12 protein-coding genes and 1 riboswitch are annotated in these 19,620 nt (G+C 69.3%); of the genes, 4 read left to right on the forward strand and 8 right to left on the reverse strand.

The window, feature by feature from the left end; genetic code table 11:
* From ACK4ZD_RS03805 to ACK4ZD_RS03820, 4 genes are all read right to left on the reverse strand, one after another.
* Positions 1-8,122 (reverse strand): filamentous hemagglutinin N-terminal domain-containing protein (locus ACK4ZD_RS03805; protein WP_409658956.1); only part of this gene is annotated, 8,122 nt, incomplete at its 3' end.
* A gap of 46 nt (positions 8,123-8,168) precedes the next feature.
* Positions 8,169-9,914 (reverse strand): ShlB/FhaC/HecB family hemolysin secretion/activation protein, encoded by a 1,746-nt coding sequence (locus ACK4ZD_RS03810; RefSeq protein ID WP_409658958.1) that lies wholly within the window; start codon positions 9,912-9,914, stop codon positions 8,169-8,171.
* A 77-nt stretch (positions 9,915-9,991) separates the two neighbouring features.
* Positions 9,992-10,084, reverse strand: a riboswitch (cyclic di-GMP riboswitch).
* Positions 10,085-10,140: 56 nt separating this feature from the next.
* Positions 10,141-11,094 (reverse strand): 5'-nucleotidase, encoded by a 954-nt coding sequence (locus ACK4ZD_RS03815; RefSeq protein WP_409658959.1) that lies wholly within the window; start codon positions 11,092-11,094, stop codon positions 10,141-10,143.
* Between the two features lie 17 nt (positions 11,095-11,111).
* Entirely contained in the window at positions 11,112-11,627 is a 516-nt protein-coding gene (locus ACK4ZD_RS03820; protein ID WP_409658961.1) for a LapA family protein, read from the reverse strand.
* A gap of 314 nt (positions 11,628-11,941) precedes the next feature.
* On the opposite strand from ACK4ZD_RS03820, the gene ACK4ZD_RS03825 reads away from it, so the two are divergent.
* On the forward strand, positions 11,942-12,274 hold the full coding sequence (locus ACK4ZD_RS03825) for a BON domain-containing protein (protein ID WP_409658963.1): 333 nt from the start codon (positions 11,942-11,944) through the stop codon (positions 12,272-12,274).
* Between the two features lie 17 nt (positions 12,275-12,291).
* Positions 12,292-12,453, forward strand: coding sequence for a DUF1328 domain-containing protein (locus ACK4ZD_RS03830; protein ID WP_409658965.1), 162 nt, complete (start codon positions 12,292-12,294; stop codon positions 12,451-12,453).
* A gap of 3 nt (positions 12,454-12,456) precedes the next feature.
* Here the strand turns inward: ACK4ZD_RS03830 and ACK4ZD_RS03835 are convergent, their stop codons facing one another.
* Complete coding sequence (locus ACK4ZD_RS03835) at positions 12,457-14,253, reverse strand: SulP family inorganic anion transporter (RefSeq protein WP_409658967.1); 1,797 nt, start codon at positions 14,251-14,253, stop codon at positions 12,457-12,459.
* A gap of 145 nt (positions 14,254-14,398) precedes the next feature.
* Between ACK4ZD_RS03835 and ACK4ZD_RS03840 the strand changes: the two genes are divergently transcribed.
* Entirely contained in the window at positions 14,399-15,928 is a 1,530-nt protein-coding gene (locus ACK4ZD_RS03840) for a S41 family peptidase (protein ID WP_409658969.1), read from the forward strand.
* 139 nt (positions 15,929-16,067) lie between these two features.
* A complete protein-coding gene (locus tag ACK4ZD_RS03845; protein ID WP_409658971.1) occupies positions 16,068-16,280 on the forward strand; it encodes a hypothetical protein in 213 nt (70 codons plus the stop codon).
* On the opposite strand, the gene prmC is transcribed toward ACK4ZD_RS03845, so the two are convergent.
* The 3 genes from prmC to hemA all read right to left on the reverse strand — a co-directional run bounded on the left by prmC (position 16,258) and on the right by hemA (position 19,564).
* Positions 16,258-17,127, reverse strand: a complete 870-nt coding sequence (gene prmC, locus ACK4ZD_RS03850; protein ID WP_409658972.1) for a peptide chain release factor N(5)-glutamine methyltransferase — start codon at positions 17,125-17,127, stop codon at positions 16,258-16,260. The genes ACK4ZD_RS03845 and prmC overlap by 23 nt on opposite strands.
* Positions 17,124-18,215, reverse strand: a complete 1,092-nt coding sequence (gene prfA, locus ACK4ZD_RS03855; RefSeq protein ID WP_409658974.1) for a peptide chain release factor 1 — start codon at positions 18,213-18,215, stop codon at positions 17,124-17,126. Before prfA ends, prmC begins: the two co-directional genes overlap by 4 nt.
* 62 nt (positions 18,216-18,277) lie before the next feature.
* Positions 18,278-19,564, reverse strand: a complete 1,287-nt coding sequence (gene hemA / locus ACK4ZD_RS03860) for a glutamyl-tRNA reductase (protein ID WP_409658977.1) — start codon at positions 19,562-19,564, stop codon at positions 18,278-18,280.
* Between the last annotated feature and the right edge of the window lie 56 nt (positions 19,565-19,620).

A 19,620-nucleotide genomic window follows, 5' to 3' on the forward strand; every position in this document is an offset into this window, starting at 1 on the left:
CAATGCCAGGCCGAAGCGCGTGCTCGTGGGCGAAGGTCAGGCCCGCATCCATCAGGGCGCGCATCTGGGCTTCGTCGTCGGCATGGCCGTCCAGGAAGCGCCGGCCGGTGAGCTGGGCCACCTGCTCGGCCACCAGGCGCTGTTCATAGAAGCCATCGCCCAGGCGCTTTTGCGTCATGGCCGGGTCGAACTGGAGCTGCTCCATCAGGTAGTCGCTGCCCAGCCACTGGCGGTGGTCGGTGAAGCGCGGGTCGGTTTCGATGAGGTAGCGCGCGCCGGGCTCGGGCTGCGGACGGAAGAGGCTGCTGGTGGGCACGCTGACCGGCAGCGTCACGGTGCGGATCACGGCCTGCTGTGCACGGTCAACGGCGGTGGGGCCGGCAGCGGCTTGCACCTGGCGGTTCACGTCGATGCCGATGATGGCCTGGGCCCCCTGGGCGAGGGCTTGCACCGTTTCGGCGGCCGAGGCCACGGGCTGTGCGGACGGGGTGCCTGGCCCTCCTGGGCCGGATGAACCCACGTCCGGCACCTGGCCCAGTTCGCCGGCCGGTGCGGTGGCGATGGCGCCGGGCTGCGGGGCCGACACGCCCGTGGCGGCTGCGGCCAGCGCGTTGCGGGAGACGGCCTGCGCGGGCGTGACGGCCGGGACTTCGGTGATCACCGCGCGTTGCGTGACCGAGGCGTGTGCCAGCGAAGGTCCTTGCTGGACGGGCTGCGGTGTTCCTCCGGAACTCCTGGGTTCGGGGGCCGCATGAGCTGGTGGTACAGACGTGTTCGTTTGGAACCTTGCCACCGGAAGGTTCACGGTGTTGGACTCCTCTGCTTCGTAGGGGCTGAAGCGGTAGCGCCGGTCATCACTTCGGAACGTGTGCGTCACGATGTAAGACTGCACCGCATGGCCTGCTGTGCGGGTGGTGGCTAGCGCCTGGGCATCCAAGGATTGCAGATGCTGGCCGGTGATCTCGGCGTTCCCGCCGACGATGATCTGGCTCTTGTCGTTGACGGCGCTGACCGTCGCATCGAGCTGCAAGTGACCACCGACACGGATGAGCCCTGGATCGCTGGAAGTGACCTCAGGGCTGAGGACCGTTCGCGTCACATCAAGCACAGTCCATTCGCGCAGCAGCCGACCAGGAATGCTCTGGTTGTAGGCCGTGATCTGCGCATCCAGTGCTTGGTAAGCGGCCATGCGGGCGTTTTGAGCCTGCTGGTAGGTGGTCCATTGTGCAGGGGTACACCAGTTGATTTCGCTGTCGCAGATCGGTCCGTCGTAGGCGGGTGGAGGGGCCACACCGAAGCGCTGCCAGATGCCGTGGTTGTCCGCGTAGGTTGGGGCTGTGGCGCTGCAGCCTCCCTCAGAGTCGGCGCCCAGGCAGGACTGACTGGTGGCGATCATGAAAGGGAAAAAGGACGATCCCGCAGGAACCGCCCAGCTGGCCACGTCCGCGGGGAAGCGATCGAACGGGTACTGCTCTGAGGGCAACAGCACCCGCCAATGAGCTCGGTCGAGATACTGGTTCAATGCGCCGAAATTGGTGGCGATCTCATGGGCTTCATACTGCACGCCGTTGTGCAAGAGTCGAAGTGCAGGGGTGCTGGCGCCGGCCACGAGCGTCGTGCTGAAGTGCATGTTGGCGTTGAGCATTTGGGCCGCGCGCATCTCCACATTCCCCAGCGCCTCGATGGTGGCGCTGGCGTTGTGGATCAGGTCCGCTCTTCCCGCTGCACGCCCGTTCGCGTCCAGGGAGCCTCCCAGCGCCATGTCGCCGGCGCTGAACAGCAGGGCATGTTCGCGGTTCACCAGCGTGGTGGCACCGATGTCCAGCCGCTCGCGTGCTGCGATCACCGCATCGGCGCGCACGCCGGCCAGGGTTTCGGTGTCGTTGGTGAGGCTGACAGCCTGGAGGGCCAGGTGGTTGCCATAGAGGCGCCCGGTGCCGAGGTTGTGCAGGGTGTCGGCTTGCACGCGAACGGCCGCCCCGTCGACAAGGCCCCGGTTGGTGAACGCGCCCTCCACGGTGAGGCGGGCATCGTGGCCGATGATCTCGCCGCTGGCCCGGTTGTCCAGACTCGCGGCATTCAGCTGGAGCTGGCCGCCGGCCTCGATGTGTCCGCTGTTGTCGAGCGCACCGCCGAGCGTGAGCTGCAGGTGGCCTGCCGCGGCCATCTCACCGGTGTGGGCCAGGCTGGCATCGAGTGCAACGGAGGCATGGCTGCCGGAGACGATGCGGCCGGTGCCGGTGAGGCGGTCGGCCTGGATTTGGAGACTTTGTCCTGCGGAGACCGTGCCGCCTTCGTTGGTGAGGCTCAGCGTGCGGTCGGCCTGGGCGTCGATGAGGGCCACCTCGCCCAGCGAGGTGATGAGGCCGCCGGTGTTGTCGATGCTGCCTTGGCTGGCAACGGCCAGGCTGCTGTCCGCGCGCAGGGCGCCCTCGGCGTTGCGCAAGGTGGCCGTGGCCAGATGAAGGTCGGCCGCTTCGATGCCCTGGTCGCTGCCCAGGGTGCCGCGGTTGTCGATCGTGGCGGCAGTGATGCGCAGGGTGTCGCCCGCGCGCAGCAGGCTGCCCCGGTTGTCGAGCGTGCCGTTGCCGAGGTCCAGGGTCATCGAGCCTGCCACCTGCACCTGGCCTGCGCGGTTGTCCAGGCCGGTGGCCTGCAGGTCGAGCCCGGACTGCCCCAGCACCAGCGCCCCACTGGTGTTGGTGAGGGTTTGGGTGCGCAGCGTGAGATCGCCCGCGGCACCGATGAAGCCGGCATCGTTGTCCAGCGCCCCGGTGAGCAGGGTCATCTCGCCGCCGCTGACGAGGCCGGTGTCGCCGGTGCTGTTCGTGAGGGCGTTGATGAGCACCTGGTGGTGGGTGTCGATGCGCAGGTGGCCGCCGCTTTGCACGAGGCCCGAGGTGTTGTGGAAGGTGCCCGTGTCGAGGGTGGCCTCCCCGCGCGCGGCCAGCGTGCCCCCGGTGTTGTCCAGCGCCTGCCCCCGGGTGTCGATCTGAAGGGTCTGGCCGATGATGCGTCCGCCCGACTGCGCGGCGAGCGTGTTGCTCAGGCCGGCGGATTCCAATGTGATGGCACCAGCCGCCTCGATGCGCCCTGCATCGTTGCGCAGAAGGCCGCTGGCGTGCAGGTTCACACCGGCTTGAACGGAGGCCAGTGTGCCCTGGGTGTTGTCGATGGTGGAGGCCGAGGCGCTGACGTTGCTTCGGGCCGCCATCACGCCGGATGCGTTGTCCAGGTCCTGGCTCGCCTGCAGGGACACGGTGGCGGCGGCGGTGATGCGTCCACTGGTGTTGTCGATCCGTCCGGCGCTCAGTGCGGCATCGCCACCGGCGGCCATCTGGCCCAGGGTGTTGTCCAGCGCGCCGGACACTGTCAGGTCGAGCCGCTGCGCATTCGCCGTCACGAGGGCCCCGCCCTGGTTGGTCAGCGTGTTCGCATGCAGCGCCAGCGAGCCGTTGCTGGAGACGGTTCCACCGGTGTTGTCGATGGCACCGGTTGCAGTGACCGAGGCGGGCCCCGTGCCGGTCTGCAACATCACCGCGTGGCGATGGCTCAGGCTGCCGGCGTCGACGGACAGTTGCCGCGCCACGGTTTCGGCGCCATCGAGGCGGGCCGTGCCCTCGACGCTCAGTTCGAGCCGGGCGTTGCTTTCGATGAGGCCTTGCTCACCCTGGAGGGTGCTCGCCTCGATGTGGAGGGTTTGCGCGCCCGCATGCTCGATGCGGCCATGGGTGTTGGTCAAGGTGGCGGCTGACAGGCGCGCCTCGTCAGCGTTGAGCGCGATGCGCCCGTGGCTGTTGTCCAGTGAGGCCGCAGCGCTCACCACGGCGTTGGCGCGGCCGGTCTGGACGATCTCGCCGGCGCGGTTGTCGATGTCCCGTGCGTCGAGGTGGAGCTGCCCACCCGCCAGCAGGCCGGAGGTGTTGTCGAGCGATGCGGCGGCCTGGATGTTCAGTGCGCCGGTGGCCACCACGGTGGCGTCACGGGTCAGCACACCGGCCTGGGTGGCGTGAAGGTGGAGGCTGGTCGCGCGTGCGTCCGCGTGAGAAAGGTCCACCGAGGCACCCGTCAGCGTGGCTGCGCCCGAGGCGAGGGTCTGACCCTGCACCTGCAGATCCTGCCGGGCCGACACCGCGAGGGTGGCCGAGCCGGTGAGGGCGCCGTTGCGCTCCAGGCCCGCTGCCAGCACTCCCGTGGCAGCGGATTCCACGCGGCCGGCGTCCAGCGTGAGGTGGCCCCGTGCGGCGATCACGCCGCGATTGGTAAGGGTTTGCGTCACCACAGCATCCAGCGAGGTGCCGGCGTACAGGCTGCCGCCGTTGTTCAGTTGCCGGGCATCCAGCGTGAGGGACTGGGCGGCATGAAGTTGCCCACCTTCCAGGTTGCGCACCTCGGTGGCTTCGACCCAGAGGCTGCCGGCCGTGGCATGCACGGCTCCACGCGTGTTGTCCAGCGTCTGCGCCTGAATTCCGAGGTTGCCGCCGGCCGAGGCGATGCGGCCTTCGGTGTTGTTTACGGTCTCGGCCTGCAGGTTCAGGTCGTGGTGGCCGGTCTGCACCATCACGCCGCGGGTGTTGTCGATGCGGGTGGCATCGACCACCAGGCGGCCTGCCGAAAGCGTTCCGCCTGCGTTGAGCAGGCCGTCCTCGCCACGGGCCGTCAGATGGAGTTGTCCGGTTGTCGCGACGAGGGCGCCGCGGGTGTCAAGGGGGCCTTCACCCGCGGTGAGCGAGAGGTTCGCACCCTGCACCTGGCTGCCGCGCAGGTCGAGCTGGGCGCCGTCCAGCGACACGGCTGCGGAGGCCAGGGCCTGGCCCTGTGAGGCGAGGGTCTGCGCGGTGCGCACATCCAAGTGGCCGCCTCCTTCCAGGGCCCCGTCGGTGCGCAGACCGGCGGCGAGCAGTCCGTTGGCGCCTTGCTGCAGTTCGCCCGCCAGAACCTCGGTGTGTCGCTGTGCGGCCAGGACACCGGTGTTGTCTAGGCGCCCGCTCACGGCAACTTGCTGGTCTCGGCCAGCGTAGAGTGTGCCGGTGTTGGCCAGCGCGCCGGCCTCGATCACGAGGTCCTGCGCCACGGTGATGCGTCCGGCGTCGTTGTGCAGTGTGCCCGCCGCCAGATCCAGCGCCCCCTGGCTGGCGATCGTGCCCTGGGTGTTGTCCAGGCGGCCGTGCACGGCAAGTTGAGCCGTGCCGGAGCCCACCTGCACGATGGCGCCGCCTTGGTTGCTCAGCGTGCCGGCTTGGATGCGCAGGCTCTGTGCCTCGATGAGCGCGCCATCGTGTTGCACGGCCGAGGCTTGCAGATCGAGCGCCGCGCGTGCAAAGACCTGGCCGCCCTGGCCGTCGAAGCTGCCGGCGTCCAGCGCGAATGTGCCGTTGCCGTGGTGTTCGATGCTGCCATCGCGGTTGACGAGTGTGCCGGCCTGGATCGCCAGGTGCTCGCCGCGGGCCGCGATGCGGCCTTGCGAATTGTCGATGCCGCCAGCCACGGCCATGACCATGTCGACCGAGCCGGTCTGCACGATCTCGCCGCGGGTGTTGTCGATGCGGTTCACACCCAGCGCCAACTGCCCGGCGTTGAGCACCCCTTGCACATTGCTCAAGGTCGCCGCCGGTGCGGCCCCTTGCCCCGCGATGAGCAGGCGCCCGGGGGTGGAGACCGTGGCGCCATCGGTCACGATGGCGCCGGCAGAGCGCATCTCGATGTGCTGAGCCGTGGTGAGCCCCCCGGTCAGATCGATGCTGGCGCCTTGCAGGTGCGCTTGCCCCGCAGCGATCTGGCGACCCTGCGCGACGAGGGTGTCCGAAGCGGTGATCCGGAGATGGCCCGAGTCGGCGGAGGGCGGCACGCTGTCCGCGCCCTCACCCGGCGCACGCACGCCGGCCGCGATCACGCTGCTGGCCGTGGCGTGCAGCTGCACAGCACGGAGGTCCACGTTGCCGCCGGCCACCACGTGGCCGCTGTGGGTGAAGCGTTCGGCCTGCAGCCGCAGGTCGCTTCCGGCCTGCACCCGCCCGCCGGTGTTGGCGATCTCGGCGCCGTCCAGACTCAGGCTGCCCCCGGCTGCAAGCTCCCCGGCCGCATTGTCGAGCCGGCCCGTGCTTTGAACGGTGAGCGTGTTCAGCGCGGTGATGGAGCCTTGCGCGTTGCCGATCGACCCGGCGGTGACGTCCAGCCGGCCGTTGGCGGCCAGGGATCCGCCGGTGTTGTCGAGCCCGTTGGACACCGCCACATGCGAGGCTCCGGCCCCCGACAGGGCGATGTCGCCGCCTCGGTTGCTGGCGTCCTGGGCCTGCAGCCTGAGCCCTTGGGCCTGCAGTGCTGCGCCATCGTGGGTGAAGGTGTCGGCCTGGATGTCGGCCTGGCTGGCCGTGGCGACGAGGCCATGCGAAGCGTCGATCGCCCCGGCGCGCAAGGTCAGGCGTCCATCGCCCGCGTGCTCGATGCGGCCGTGCACGTTCACGAATCGATCGGCCTGGATCTCCAGGTTGCGACCGGCCGTCGCGATGCGGCCCTCGCGGTTGTCCACGACGCCGTCGATGCGCAGCGTGAGGTCGCGCCCGCCGCTGTGAACCAGCTCGCCTCGCACGTTCGAGAGGTCGCGCGCCTGGAGCTCAAGGGTGTCGGCACTGACCTGGGCTGCGTCCGTTCGCAGCGTCCGGGCTGCCTCCAGGCTCAGTGGGCCTTGCGCAGCGAGGGTGGCCCCGGTGGCATCGATGTCGCCGTCGGTGGCATGGATTTGGATCTGGCGGGCTCCGATCTGGCCGTTGGCCAGAGAGACCTGTGCAGCGGAGAGGCTCACCTGCTCGTTGGCCAGCGCCTGTCCGTGGATCTGCGCAGCATGGGCGGCCTGCACCGTGAGCTGGCCCGGGGCGGTGAGCTGCCCTTGCGGGGTCATGCCTGCCGCAAGGACGGACCCGCCTTGCGTGGTGACCTGTGCGCCCTCTGCGGTGGCCCGCAGCGCCAGCGAGCCACCCGCGGCCATGGTGCCGCCGGCCGTCTGCACGATGCCTGAGCGGCTTTCGATCGACGCCTGTGCGTGGGCATAGAGGCTGCCACTGTTGGAGAGGGCGCCCGAGGTCTGGACCGCCACGTCGCCCTGGGCCTGCAGGTGCCCACGGTTGTCGAGCCAGCCATCGGCGCGCACGACGAGGTCTCCTTCGGTGGCCGCGATCACGCCGGCATTGCGCACGCCCAGGCCCGCTTCGGTGCCCACCAGGACGATCTTGCCGGCATACATGCCGCCCAGCTGGGCGACATCGAGCGTGACGCCCGGTGCCTGACCCGTGCCCTGGAGCGGCACGGTGGCTGCAGCGTTCTCTGTGGAGGCGGACGCCTGCTGCGCGCCGGTGCTCACCGTGAGCTCACGCGCCCAGATGCCGGCATTGACCTGTACCGCGCGGGCCAACAACGTGGCATGGTCCGCCTGGCTGGCGTCCAGGCCGGCGCCCTCGATGCGGATCTGGCCCTGGGTGACACGGAACCCGTCGAGCGCGCCGCCGCTGACGATGGGCGTGCCCGTGGTGAGGGTGACACGGCTGGCATTGAGGAAGCCGCCCCCGTTGACCTGGATGCCCGCCGGGTTGGCGATGACGACCTCGGCCCGCTGGCCAGCCACTTCAATGGGGCCACGCAAATGGCTCGGGTTGGCGCTGTTCACCTCATTGAGGATGACGCGTGCCGAGCCGGTGGCCAGCCACGGGTTGCCCTGGACCCAGCCGCCGAGCTGAGTCTGCGTGTGGGTGCGGCTGTTGTTGAGGATGGCCCCCTGGCTGTTCACGTCGAACTGCTGGTAGGCGTTGCGGGACACGCCCGCGGCGCTGGGCGTCTGGATGTTGACCAGCGGCGTGCCATTGGGCGCCGTGAGCACGGTGGGGCGTTGCGCGCCGGGGGCGTTCGGGTCGGCCACGATCTGCGCCTGCACGGGCCCCCATGACACCAGGCCCGCGAACCACAGCGACGAGACGAGCGCGGTGGCGCGCCCGGCAGGCATCGCGGCGCAAGATCCCTGGCCACTCGATGTCGTGCCCACGGCCTTGCCCTGACTGGAAGTGGTTTCGGCCACGGCCATCAGGAGCCCGCGGCGGCGGTTGAAGACGAGGCGAAACAGGCGCTTGTTCATGGTGTTCTATTCCCTCGAAATTTCTTGTGCGGATGTGCCGACGTCGTCAGTGGGTCCAGTGCAGGCTGAATCCTGCCGTCGTGCTCGACGTTTCGAATCCGGAGGGCCTGCGCAGCGGCCAGCCGGCAAACACCTCGTAGCTCAGGCCCTTCCAGGCCCCGCGCAGCCCCAGCGTGGCGCCGGACAGCCGGGTGCCGGCCAGGCGCTCGGACGATGGCCCCCCCACTTCGCCGTGGTCTACGCCGACGTAAGCCTCCTGACCGATCGACGCCAAAGCAAAGGCCAGCTCATTGCGCCAGAGCCAGCCTCGCTCGGCCGACAAGGTGGTTTCGCCATCGAAGCCGCGCACGCTGTGACGCCCACCGATCGAAAACCGGTCCTGCGGCACCAGGGGGGTGCGGTTCCATTGGGCCCGCCAAGCCGTGCCATAGCGCAGGAGCTGGCGACCCCAGGGGGCTTCAACGGCCGCGGGCAGCGTGGCGGCCAGGTCGGCCACCACGATCTTGAAGCGCGAGGTGCCTTCGCCAAAGGCTTCTTCCGGGGCAGCCATGGCAGAAAACGCCCCCGTGCCTCGCCGGTAAGCCAAGTTGGCATCGATGGAGCCCCGGCCTACGAAGGCGCGATGGCTGACCGAGGCCTCCCACCCCCCGGTGCGGCGACGCTGCACCTCGACCTCGGTGTCATCGATGTAGTTGCGTGATTGGCGGGACAGGGCCTTGACCGAGACGCTGGTCTTGCGCGTGGCGTCCCGATGCAGCAGCCGGGACAGCTTGAGTTCGGCGTTGGCACTGCTGCCGCTGTACAGATAGGTCTGGCTGGCCCCGGCCACGGCCTGGTGGTAGTCGTACGCGCTGGCAGTGAGGCCCAGCAGCCAGTAACCGTAGGGCAGGGAGTAGTGTGCCGTGTGGCCGCGGGTGCCGCGCTTGCCGGGCTCGCCGCCGCCCAGGTCGCGGTTGAGGCTCAGGTAGAACAGGTCGTTGAGAGTCCACCAGTGGTCGTAGGACAGTGTCATGGAGCCCTGGTACTTGCCGGTGGCCTTGGACCCGCTGTCGTCCAGCGAGATCGCTACACGCCACGGAAAGCCCTGGGTCCAGCGCACCACGAGATCACTTTCACCAGGTTGCTCCCCCGGGGCGATCTGGATGTCGGCCTCGGCCGTGGGCACGCGTTGGAGGTTCTCCAAGCCTTGCTCGATATCGCGCAGGTTCAGCCGCTGGCCCGGCCGGATCGGCAGGGCGTTCCGCAAGGTGGCCCGCGGGTCACTGGTGTCGTCCAGCAGGATGCGACGCACACGCCCAGGGATGAGGGTGAGGGCGAGCGTGCCCGTCTTGAGATCCTGGGGTTCCACGAGCACGCGCGTGGTGACATAGCCGCGCTCGATCAGGGCGTTCTGGGCTTCGCGCAGCGCAGCTTCGATGCCGCGGGCACCCAGGCATTGCGGCGGTGGGCCCGCGGCTCCTTCGGGGCGGGCGAGCCGTTGGCGCAAGGCTTGAACAGCAAACTCGAAATGCCCGGCGTCATCGCCCCGCAAGGTCACGCCGGTGATGGGAAAGCACGGGAGATCCTGGCTTGCCTCGACCGGGGCCGTCGCTGCACCGGTGGGGCGCGGCAGCCGTACGTCGGGGCTGCGCTCCAACTGCTCACGCAGAGCGCGCTCGCGCTCCTGCTGGCGCAGCAGTTCCTGGTTGGCCAACTGAGCGGCATCCTGAGCTCGCGCCGGGCCGGAAGCCCCGGCAAAAAACACGACCGTCGCCGCCAAAAGCAGCGCTCCCCGCCATTTTGTTGTCTGCATGCCTGCCTGTGATTCGCGATGAACATCGACAGGCGGGCATCGGCTCAGCGGACATGATGACGGGGGCCGCCGATGTTTTCGGCAACCCCGCTATCGTCGCCACTCATGACGGTGGCCTTAGACCGGAGGCTTTGCGTCCCCGGTTTTCACCGGGTTTGCCTTGTCGAACCTGAGGTTGCGCTGAACGAAACCTTTCAGGCGGCGCAAGGCTATCAACCCCGATTTTTCAAGGGCACCCCCCATTGTGGGGGGTGTGGCCCTGTGCGCCAGAGGATGCCAAATTTGTCACACCCGAAGCCACATGCCCCGAAGGCACATGCGGCGCCGCGTTCTCGACGTGGCGCATCTGGTCGTCGAAGAAGAAGTCGGGCTCGAACTCGCGCAGGAATTCGCCTTTGGGCAGGCCGCCCAGGAACATGGCCTCGTCGACCTCGATCTGCCAGTCCATCAGCGTGCGGATGGCGCGTTCGTGCGCCGGGGCGCTGCGGGCCGTGACCAGGGCGGTGCGGATGCGCATGGCTGGGGTGCCCTCGCGTTGCAGACGATGCAAGGCTTCGAGCAGCGGCTTGAAGGGGCCGGCCGGCAACGGTGTGCCGGCACGGTGTGTCTCGTGAGCCTGGAAGGCGTCGAGGCCGTCGCTCTGGAAGACCTGTTCGGCTTCGTCTGAGAAGAGCACGGCGTCACCATCGAAGGCGATGCGCACCTCGCTGGGGTGCGCATCGGACGCGCGCGCCGACAGCGGGTAGACCCGGGCAGCAGGGAAGCCCGCATCGAGCGCGGCACGCACATCGGCCTCGTTGGCCGACAGGAAGAGGTGGGCGTTGAGCGGGCGCAGGTAGCGGTAGGGCGACTGCCCGCGTGTGAACACGCCGCGCTGGATGGGCAGGCCGTAATGCTGTGCTGAGCGGAACACGCGCATGCCCGAGACCGGGTCATTGCGCGAGAGGATCACCACCTCCACGCGCGGTGCCGTCCCAGGGGCGCCGCGGTTGAAGGCCAGCAGCTTGTTCACCAGCGAGAAGGCCACGCCGGGGCGGGCCGGCACGTCCAGGCGCTGCAGTTGCAGTTGCATGTAGCTGCGGTCGTCCTGGGCCTCGAAAATCCGGTTCTCCTCCTCGAAGTCGAACAGGGCTCGCGACGAAATGGCCACGACGAGTTGGCCGTCCAGGGTGCTGGGCATGATGGGGCGGTCCGATGTCAGCGTGCGGTGTCGGTCGGTGCGGTGGGGTCCGCAGCCGCCAGGGCCCGTCGGTCGAGCTTGTCCTCGATCTCGCCCAGGGCGGCGGCCAGGCTGTTGCCGCTGTCGCTCAAGGCCTGGCGCAGGCCTTCGTCCAGACGGCGCGTTTGTGCGACGACCTCACCCGACACCGTGGACACGTCCTGGCGTAGCATGGACAGCTCCTGCTTGAGCCACTGGCGCAGTTCGGTGTAACGCGAGGCCTCCGCCTTCTCGGCCAGTTCGCGCTGCTCACGCGCTTCGTGCACGAGGCGGCGCAGTTCCGTCAGCCGCTGGGCCTGCATCACCGCGATGTAGGTGAGGAAGACCACCGCCTCCAGCGCCAGAAGGCCCAGCAGCACCAGGCCCAGCGGGGCCTGGGTCTGAGCCACCAGGAGATAAATCTCCGTGGGCGCGACGATGGCGGGCCAGTTCAAGGCGGCGAACAGCGCGATCAGCGCGAGCACCAGGCCGAGCAGGACGGTGCGCAGGGACATGGGCTTCCTCCGAGATGACGGGAGCCGCCCGCGGGCGGCCCCCGGGGCGACATCATGGCATGTTCGGGTCGAAGTCTGCACCGGTGCGTGGCCGGGCCCGGCATCTGAGGTGCCTGCCTCTCGCGTCGCCAGACGCATGTCATCACCCCGGAGGGTGGGGTATGTCACGAGATGTAAGACCTGTCGGTCGATGCCGACAGGTGAGGCCGCTGGCAGCCGACAGGCGGGCGCAGGGGGCCGGCCTAGAGTTTCCTCACGGCCTTCGGCATCGGGTCGAAGGCGTCTCGAATGAGATCCAATGGAAGGAGCACACCATGCACACGAGTCAACTGCTGCGCATCACCGCCCTGTCGGTGGCGTTGGGCGTCACCATCGCCGCCACTGGCTGCTCGGCCACCCCCACCCGCGCCAGCGCCGGCGAGGTGATCGACGACACCTGGATCACCACCAAGGTCAAGGCTGCCTTCGTCGAGGACAAGACGGTCAGCGCCCTGAACATCCAGGTCGAGACCTTCCGCGGCACGGTGCAGCTCAGCGGCTTTGCCAACAGCGCAGCCGAGATCCAGCGCGCCGGCGAGATCGCACGCAGCATCCGCGGCGTGAAGGACGTGAAGAACGACATCCGGCTCAAGACGTCGGTCAACTGAGGCGGCAGGATCACTCCATGTTGTACTACGCGGCAGTCTTTTTCGTCATCGCCCTGGTGGCTGCCATCCTCGGCTTCGGAGGCATCGCCGCCGGGGCCGCGGGCATCGCCAAGATCCTCTTCTTCGTCTTTCTCGTTGGCTTCATTGTTTCATTGGTGGTGGGGTTGCTGAAACGGTAGATTTCACGGGTCGAGCTTGCCGCATTCCCAGAAGATGCGGGCGCGGCAGGTGCGGCAGATCTGCGGGTCCAGGGTCTGGAAGATCCGCGCGATGGCCGTGCGCTTGTCGGGATGGATGTGGTCCGGCCCGAGGGCCTCGGTGAAGCCGGTGCGTTCCCACATCTCCAGCACTTGGGGGCGAGGCCGGTGGAAGTGCAGGTCGCCGCCCATCGCGCGCCGTGCGGCCAGTTCCGCCTGCCACAGCTCGGCTCCGGCCAGGTCGATGAAGTTCATGCTCTTGGCCATCACCAGCAGGTGCTTGGGCGCGTGCGGTGCCGTGCGCAGGGCATGCAAGGTGTCGGCCACGTGCTGAGTGGCGCCGAAGTAGATCGAGCCCTCCATCCGCAACAGCTTGAGCTGCGGACATTCGGGCAGCGCGCCCTCGGGGTGTCCGTCGATCACCTCGAAATGCCGTCCGTCGTCCATCGAGGTGAACCCCATCGTGCGCATGGCCGGCCGTGCCGTGCGGTGCAGGTAGCTCATCAGCGAGGCGATGGTGCCCAGCAGAATGGCCACCTCCAGGCGGATGCTGACGGTGGCCGCCATCGTGAGCGCGGCAATGCCGAACTCGGTGCGATTGAGCAGGTACAGGCGCCGCCAGCGCGGCAGGTCGAGCAGCCCCCAGGCCACCAGCAGCAGCAGCCCGGCGATGGCCGCCATCGGGATCAGCGCCAGCAGCGCAGCGCTGAAGGCCACCAACCCCATCAGCCACATGGCCGAAAACACCGCGGCCAGCGGGGTGCGCGCACCGGCCTCCAGGTTGGGCATGGAGCGGTTGAGCGATCCGCAGCTCACATACGATGAAAAGAAACCGCCGACGAGGTTGGACAGACCCTGGCCGAGGAACTCGCGGTTGGCATCGATGCGCTGGCCCGAACGCTGGGCCACGGCCTTGGCGATAGAGATCGACTGCCCCAGGGCGACGATGGTCAGTGCGGCGGCCAAGCCCAGCAGCTCGGGCAGCTTGGACCAGTCCACGGCGGGCACCGCGAAAGCCGGCCAGGGGGATGGGATGGCCCCGACCACTGCCACCGGTTCCCAGCCCAGCCGCGCACCCTGCTGGTTCAGCGCCGTCGCCAGCACGGTGCCGGCAGCCAACCCCCCTAACATGCTGGGCCAGCGCGGGTTGAGCCGGCGTAGCACCGCCGCGGTCAACAGCGTGGCCCCACCCACGGCCAAGGCGTTGAACTGGATGTCGCCGGCATGGCGTGCGAGGTGGGCCAGCACGGCACCGGCGCCCTGACCCTGCAGCGCAGGCAGGCCCAGCAAGTCGCGCAGCGCGTACAGGGCGATCAGCAGCGCCGCTCCGCTGGTGAACCCCATCAACGCCGAAGGAGAGATGAAGTTGGCGATCGTGCCCAGGCGCAAGGCACCCACCAGCGTCTGCATGACCCCCACCAACACGGTCACGGCCAACGCGAGCTGGATGTACGGCGGGCTGCCGGCGGCCGCCAGCGGAGCGAGCATGGCATAGAGGGCCAGGGAGTTTGCGTTGGTCGGGCCGGACATCACATGCCGGCTCGAGCCGGCCAGTGCCGCGACGATGCACGGCACGATGGCCGTGTACAGACCATACTGCGGTGGCAGGCCGGCCAAGGTGGCAAACGCGATGCCCTGTGGCAGTACCAGGACGGCCCCTAGCAGGCCGGCCAGGACATCGGCCCGCAAGGACGCAGGGTTCACCTCATGGACCCAGTCGCCCAGGAGTCGGGCCAGTGGGGGCAGGCATCGGGCGGACAAGGGTGAAACAGGCAGACTCATGCGAGGCACCGGGCGACAGACCCGATCATAGGCGTTGCATGCACGCCGCATCCCTCCCCGGGGGTGATGCCTGGCGCGGGCCGATCTGCTAGGGTACGGCCCGCCGCCGGCTGCCGGGCCGGCTCAGCCCAGGGAGAACATGCCGATGATGCACCTGCCCCTTTCCCCCGCCCGATCCCCATGGCGAGCCCTGCGCGGCATGGCTCTCGCCGGCTTGGCGTTGCTGCTCGCAGCCTGCGGCGGCGGAGGCGGCGACCCGGGCGTCTCGCCCTTTCCTTCGCGCGGCGGCGGGGACGATGACAGCGGCATCCCGCCCTCGTCGAATTTCGCAGGCCGGCTGGTCAGCACCAACGCCAGCGGCGCACTCGACCAGGACTGGGTGGCCTCCACTTGCACGGCCGAGCGGCATCGCAACTGGGTGCGCTCTATCGTGCACGAGAAGCACCTGTTCTATCGGGAGGTGCCCGACATCAACCCCAACCTCTACACCGGCACGCCGCAGGATCTGTTCTACGAGCTCACCCGCTTGGGCGTGCCCAATGGCCGCGATCGTTTCAGCTTCGTGATCCGCCAGTCCGCCGCCGAAGCCACCTTCGAGCAGGGTCAGGGGCTGGGTATCGGGGCGAACTATGTCTACGACGGCCTGGGCCGTCTGCGCGTGAGCTACGTGGAAGCCGGCTCACCAGCGGCGGGCCGGCTCGCGCGCGGGGCGCAGATCGTGGCGATCAATGGCACGGCGGTGGGCCCGCGCCTCACGTCGGCGCAGATCGAGGCGCTGTACCCCGCCGCGGCCGGCGGCACCCTGACGCTGGAGGTGCGCGACACCCCGGCCAGCGTCTCGCGCACCGTGAGCTTCACCCACGCCGTCTACTCCCTGTCACCGGTGCAGCAGGCCACGGTGTTGCCGGGCAACGTGGGGTACGTGCACCTCACCGACTTCTCCACCCCGTCCGGCCAGAACCAGCTCGCCGATGCGCTGGCGGCCTTTGCCGATGCCGGCATCGCCGACCTCGTCCTGGACCTGCGCTACAACGGCGGCGGCTATCTGGCCATCGCCTCGCAGCTCGGGCACATGGTGGCCGGCAGCCGGGGCAGCGGACGGGTGTTCGAACGCCTCGTCTACAGCGACAAGCGTTCGCGCGAGAACCAGTCCGTGCCCTTCTACGACCGCCTTCTCAGCCTGGGGGGCTACACCAACCCGCGAGCCGGGCAGGTCCTGCCCACCCTCGGCCTGGACCGTGTGTTCGTGCTGACCACCGGTGACAGTTGCTCGGCCAGCGAGTCTCTCATCAGCGGGCTACGCGGCGTGGGCGTGGAGGTCGTGCTGGTGGGAACCCCCACCTGCGGCAAACCCTATGGCTTCACGCAGTACCGCAACTGCACCTATGCCTACTTCCCAATCGAGTTCGAGGGCCGCAACGACCGGGGCGAGCGCTTCCCGGACACCGGCATCGTGCCCACCTGCACCGTGCCCGACGATCTGGAGGCCCCCCTGGGGGGGCCCGGAGAGGCCTTGCTGGACACCGCGTTGGCCTACCGCCGCGACGGCCGATGTCCGCCCTCCGAGGTGGGCGTGAGCGCGCAGCAAGCCCGGTCGGTGGCTGCCTTGCCCGGTGTGCGTGCTGGGTCGCCCGCACCCGAGGGGCCGCGGCGCATCAAGCTGCTGACGCCCTGAAGTTTTGGCCCGAGGCGTGACAAGCTTCGCTTGGCAGGCCGTCCATGGCCTGCTAGGGTGGCGGCCGTGCCGGACGCCCGCTCGTGCAGCGGGACATCATGACACTTCTGTGCATCCTTTTGCGCAGACCATGTGGAGAGTGTGTTTCCTCAGCAGCAGCCCACGTCGCCTGTCCACGGCCGACAAGGGGCCCTGGCATCCCGATGAGCAGCGCGTGCGCCAATGGGCGCAATGGTTCGGCCAGCAAGGCTACCGCGTGGCCGTGCAGCACAGCAGCGGGGATCTCTACGAAGCCGACCGCCACATCGGCAACGTGGCGGGCGGCCGCTTCAAGCGCTCCTCGATTCGCTAGCTGCTGGCCTGTGCGCCGGCCAGGCGCCCCCGGTGCAACGGCGGTGGCCCGCCAGATCGCAGCGGCTGTCCACGGCCTCGAACCCGGCCTGGCGCAGCAGGGCCTGCACGGCGTCGGCCTGGTCGTGGCCATGTTCGAGCAGCAGCCAGGCGCCGGCTCGCAGATGCGGGGCAGCGCCCGCGATGATCGCGCGGATGGCATCCAGCCCGTCGGGCCCGGAGGTGAGCGCCAGCCGAGGCTCGTGCGCGAGGTCGGCCAAATGCGGGTCGTCCTCGGCAATGTAGGGCGGGTTGCTCACGACGAGATCGAAAGGCGCTTCGCCCCCCGGCAGGGCCTGCCACCACGAGCCCTGCAGGCCGCGCAGCGCCAGGCCCAGCCGTGTCGCATTCGACAGCGCCACCTGCAGCGCCCGTGGGCTGAGGTCCACCACCGTGACGTCCGCATCCGGTCGGCCCCGCGCCAGGGCCAGGGCGATTGCCCCGCTGCCAGTGCCCAGGTCGAGCACGCGTGGGGCCGACCAGCCCTTCAGGACTTCCAGCGCCCAGTCCACCAGCACCTCGGTGTCCGGCCGCGGCACCAGCACATCGGGACCCACCTGCAGCATCAGGCCATGGAATTCCTTGCGCCCGAGCAGGTAGGCCACCGGTTCGCCTGCCCGGCGCCGCTGCAGCAAGGCCCGAAAGCGTTGGCGCTGCGGTTCATCCAGGAGGTCGGTGTCGTGGGCCCGCAGCCAGGCGCGCGCTTCGCGCTCGCCCAGCCCCAGCACCTCGGCCAGCAGCAGTTGCGCATCGAACCGGTCCACCCCCAGCGCCGCGGCTTCCTGCAGTGCCTGCGCGACCGTGGTCATTCGATGCCCATCTCTTGCAGGAGCCCCGCGGCCTGCTCGGCCTCTCGGGCGCTGCGCAGCGCCTCGATCACGTCGTCGAGCTCGCCCTCCATCACTGCCCCCAGCTTGTAGAGCGTGAGGTTGATGCGATGGTCGGTGAGCCGGCCCTGCGGGAAGTTGTAGGTGCGGATGCGGTCACTGCGGTCGCCGCTGCCGATCAGGCTCTTGCGGGTGGCTGCTTCCTTCGCGGCGCGCTCGGCCCGGTCTTTCTCGCGCAGCCGCGCGGCCAGCACCGCCATGGCCTTGGCCTTGTTGCGGTGCTGCGAGCGGTCGTCCTGGCATTCGGCCACCAGGCCCGTGGGCAGGTGGGTGATGCGGATGGCCGAGTCGGTCTTGTTCACGTGCTGCCCGCCGGCGCCGCTGGCGCGGAAGGTGTCGATGCGCAGCTCGGCCGGATTGAGCTGGATCTCCTCGGCCTCGTCGGGTTCGGGCATCACGGCCACCGTGCAGGCGCTGGTGTGGATGCGCCCCTGGGTTTCCGTGGCCGGCACGCGCTGCACGCGGTGGCCGCCGGACTCGAAGCGCAGGTGGCCATAAACCTCGTCGCCCTCGATACGCACCACCACCTCCTTGTACCCCCCCAGGTCGGATTCGCTGGCCGAGAGGATCTCGCTGCGCCAGCCCCGGCGCTCGGCATAGCGCAGGTACATGCGCAGCAGGTCGGCCGCGAAGAGCGCCGATTCGTCGCCACCGGTGCCGGCGCGGATCTCCAGGAAGGCGGGCCGCGCGTCATCAGGGTCGCGCGGCAGCAGGGCGCGCTGCAACTCGACCTCCAGGCGCGCCAGATCGGCCTCGGCCTGGGCGGCCTCCTCGGCGGCCATCTCGGCCAGCTCCGGGTCGGCCAGCATCTCGCGAGCAGCGGCGAGATCCCGCTCGCGCTGCAGGAAGCGGCGGTAGCGCTCGGCCAGCGCCGACACCTCGCTGTGCTCGCGCGTCAGGTCGCGAAAGCGGGTGATGTCAGCCACCACGTCCGGCGCGGCCAGCACGGCATCGAGCTCCTGCAGGCGTTGCAGGGTGCGGTCGAGTTGCTGGCGCAGGGCGTCTTTCATCAGGGAGCGGGCAGGAAGAAGGGGGGGGCGGGCCGCGGCGGCCCGGACGCGGGCCCGGTGCGCTAGCGCTTGCCTTGCCGGCTGGGGTCGGTGGCGGCGCGGCGCAGGAACAGGCGCGAGACCGTCTCGGCCAGGTGCTGGCGGTGCTTGGGGTCCGCACTGTGCAACTCGGCCAGGGCCCCGTGCAGCATCTTGTTGGCCATGCCGCGCGACAGCGCTTCCAGCACGGCCTCGACGTCTTCACCACGGGCCAGGGCCTTGCGTGCCCGGGCAATCTCCACGCGGCGCCACTCGTCGGCCTGGGCGTTGAGCGCTTGGATCAGTGGCACGCTGGCGCGTTGGTCCAGCCAGTGCACGAAGCTTTGCACGCCGGTCTCGATGATGGCCTCGGCCTGGGCCACGGCCGCCTGGCGCTTCTCGCCGGCCGTCTGCACCACGGTGCTCAGGTCGTCCACCGTGTACAGGTACACATCATCGAGTTGACCCACCTCGGGCTCGATGTCGCGCGGCACGGCCAGGTCGACCATGAACATCGGGCGATGACGGCGGGCCTTGAGCGCCCGTTCGACGGCCCCCAGACCGATGATCGGCAAGGAGCTGGCGGTGCACGACACCACCACGTCGAACTCGGCCAGGCGGCTGGGCAGCTCGGCCATGCGCAGCGCCTCGGCGCCGAAATGGGCGGCGAGCTTCTCGCCCCGCTCGAGCGTGCGGTTGGCCACGGCCATGGCGCGCGGCGTCTTTGCGGCGAAGTGGGTGGCCGCCAGCTCGATCATCTCTCCGGCGCCCACGAACAGCACCTTGACCTCGCTCAGATCCTCGAAGAGCTGGCCGGCCAGACGCACGGCCGCAGCAGCCATGCTGATCGAGTGCGCGCCGATCTCGGTGGAGGTGCGCACTTCCTTGGCCACGGCGAAGGAGCGCTGAAAGAGCTGGTGCAGTGTCGTTCCCAGGGTGCCGGCCGCATCGGCTTGGCGCACCGCCTGTTTCATCTGGCCCAGGATCTGCGGTTCGCCCAGCACCATGGAATCCAGCCCGCTGGCCACGCGGAAGGCGTGGCGAGCCGCCTGGCCGTCCTCGAGCACGTAGGTGTGATGCCGAAGCTGGCTGGCGCTCACACCGCCCAACGCGGCGAACCATTCCAGCGTGGGGGCCACCTGCTCGGGCGAGGCGGCGCAGTACAGCTCGGTGCGGTTGCAGGTGGAGACGAGGGCCGCTTCCCGGGTCTGGTGCACGCGCTCGCGCAATTGGCGCAACAGCGGGGGGAGCTGCTCGGGCGTGAACGCAAAACGTCCGCGCAAGTCCAGCGGTGCGCTCGTGTGGTTCAGGCCCAGGGCAATGACGCTCATGCGCCCGATTATAAAATTCACGGCTTTGGCCCGCACCCCGCCAGCCCCCGGGCCTT

Source organism: Caldimonas sp. (assembly GCF_046291045.1).
Taxonomy (GTDB): domain Bacteria; phylum Pseudomonadota; class Gammaproteobacteria; order Burkholderiales; family Burkholderiaceae_C; genus Caldimonas.

Coding starts and splice junctions, on each gene's coding strand:
- ACK4ZD_RS03810 (WP_409658958.1), bottom strand. CDS start 9,914: ATGCAGACAACAAAATGGCGGGGAGCGCTGCTTTTGGCGGCGACGGTC.
- ACK4ZD_RS03815 (WP_409658959.1), bottom strand. CDS start 11,094: ATGCCCAGCACCCTGGACGGCCAACTCGTCGTGGCCATTTCGTCGCGA.
- ACK4ZD_RS03820 (WP_409658961.1), bottom strand. CDS start 11,627: ATGTCCCTGCGCACCGTCCTGCTCGGCCTGGTGCTCGCGCTGATCGCG.
- ACK4ZD_RS03825 (WP_409658963.1), top strand. CDS start 11,942: ATGCACACGAGTCAACTGCTGCGCATCACCGCCCTGTCGGTGGCGTTG.
- ACK4ZD_RS03830 (WP_409658965.1), top strand. CDS start 12,292: ATGTTGTACTACGCGGCAGTCTTTTTCGTCATCGCCCTGGTGGCTGCC.
- ACK4ZD_RS03835 (WP_409658967.1), bottom strand. CDS start 14,253: ATGAGTCTGCCTGTTTCACCCTTGTCCGCCCGATGCCTGCCCCCACTG.
- ACK4ZD_RS03840 (WP_409658969.1), top strand. CDS start 14,399: ATGATGCACCTGCCCCTTTCCCCCGCCCGATCCCCATGGCGAGCCCTG.
- prmC (WP_409658972.1), bottom strand. CDS start 17,127: ATGACCACGGTCGCGCAGGCACTGCAGGAAGCCGCGGCGCTGGGGGTG.
- prfA (WP_409658974.1), bottom strand. CDS start 18,215: ATGAAAGACGCCCTGCGCCAGCAACTCGACCGCACCCTGCAACGCCTG.
- hemA (WP_409658977.1), bottom strand. CDS start 19,564: ATGAGCGTCATTGCCCTGGGCCTGAACCACACGAGCGCACCGCTGGAC.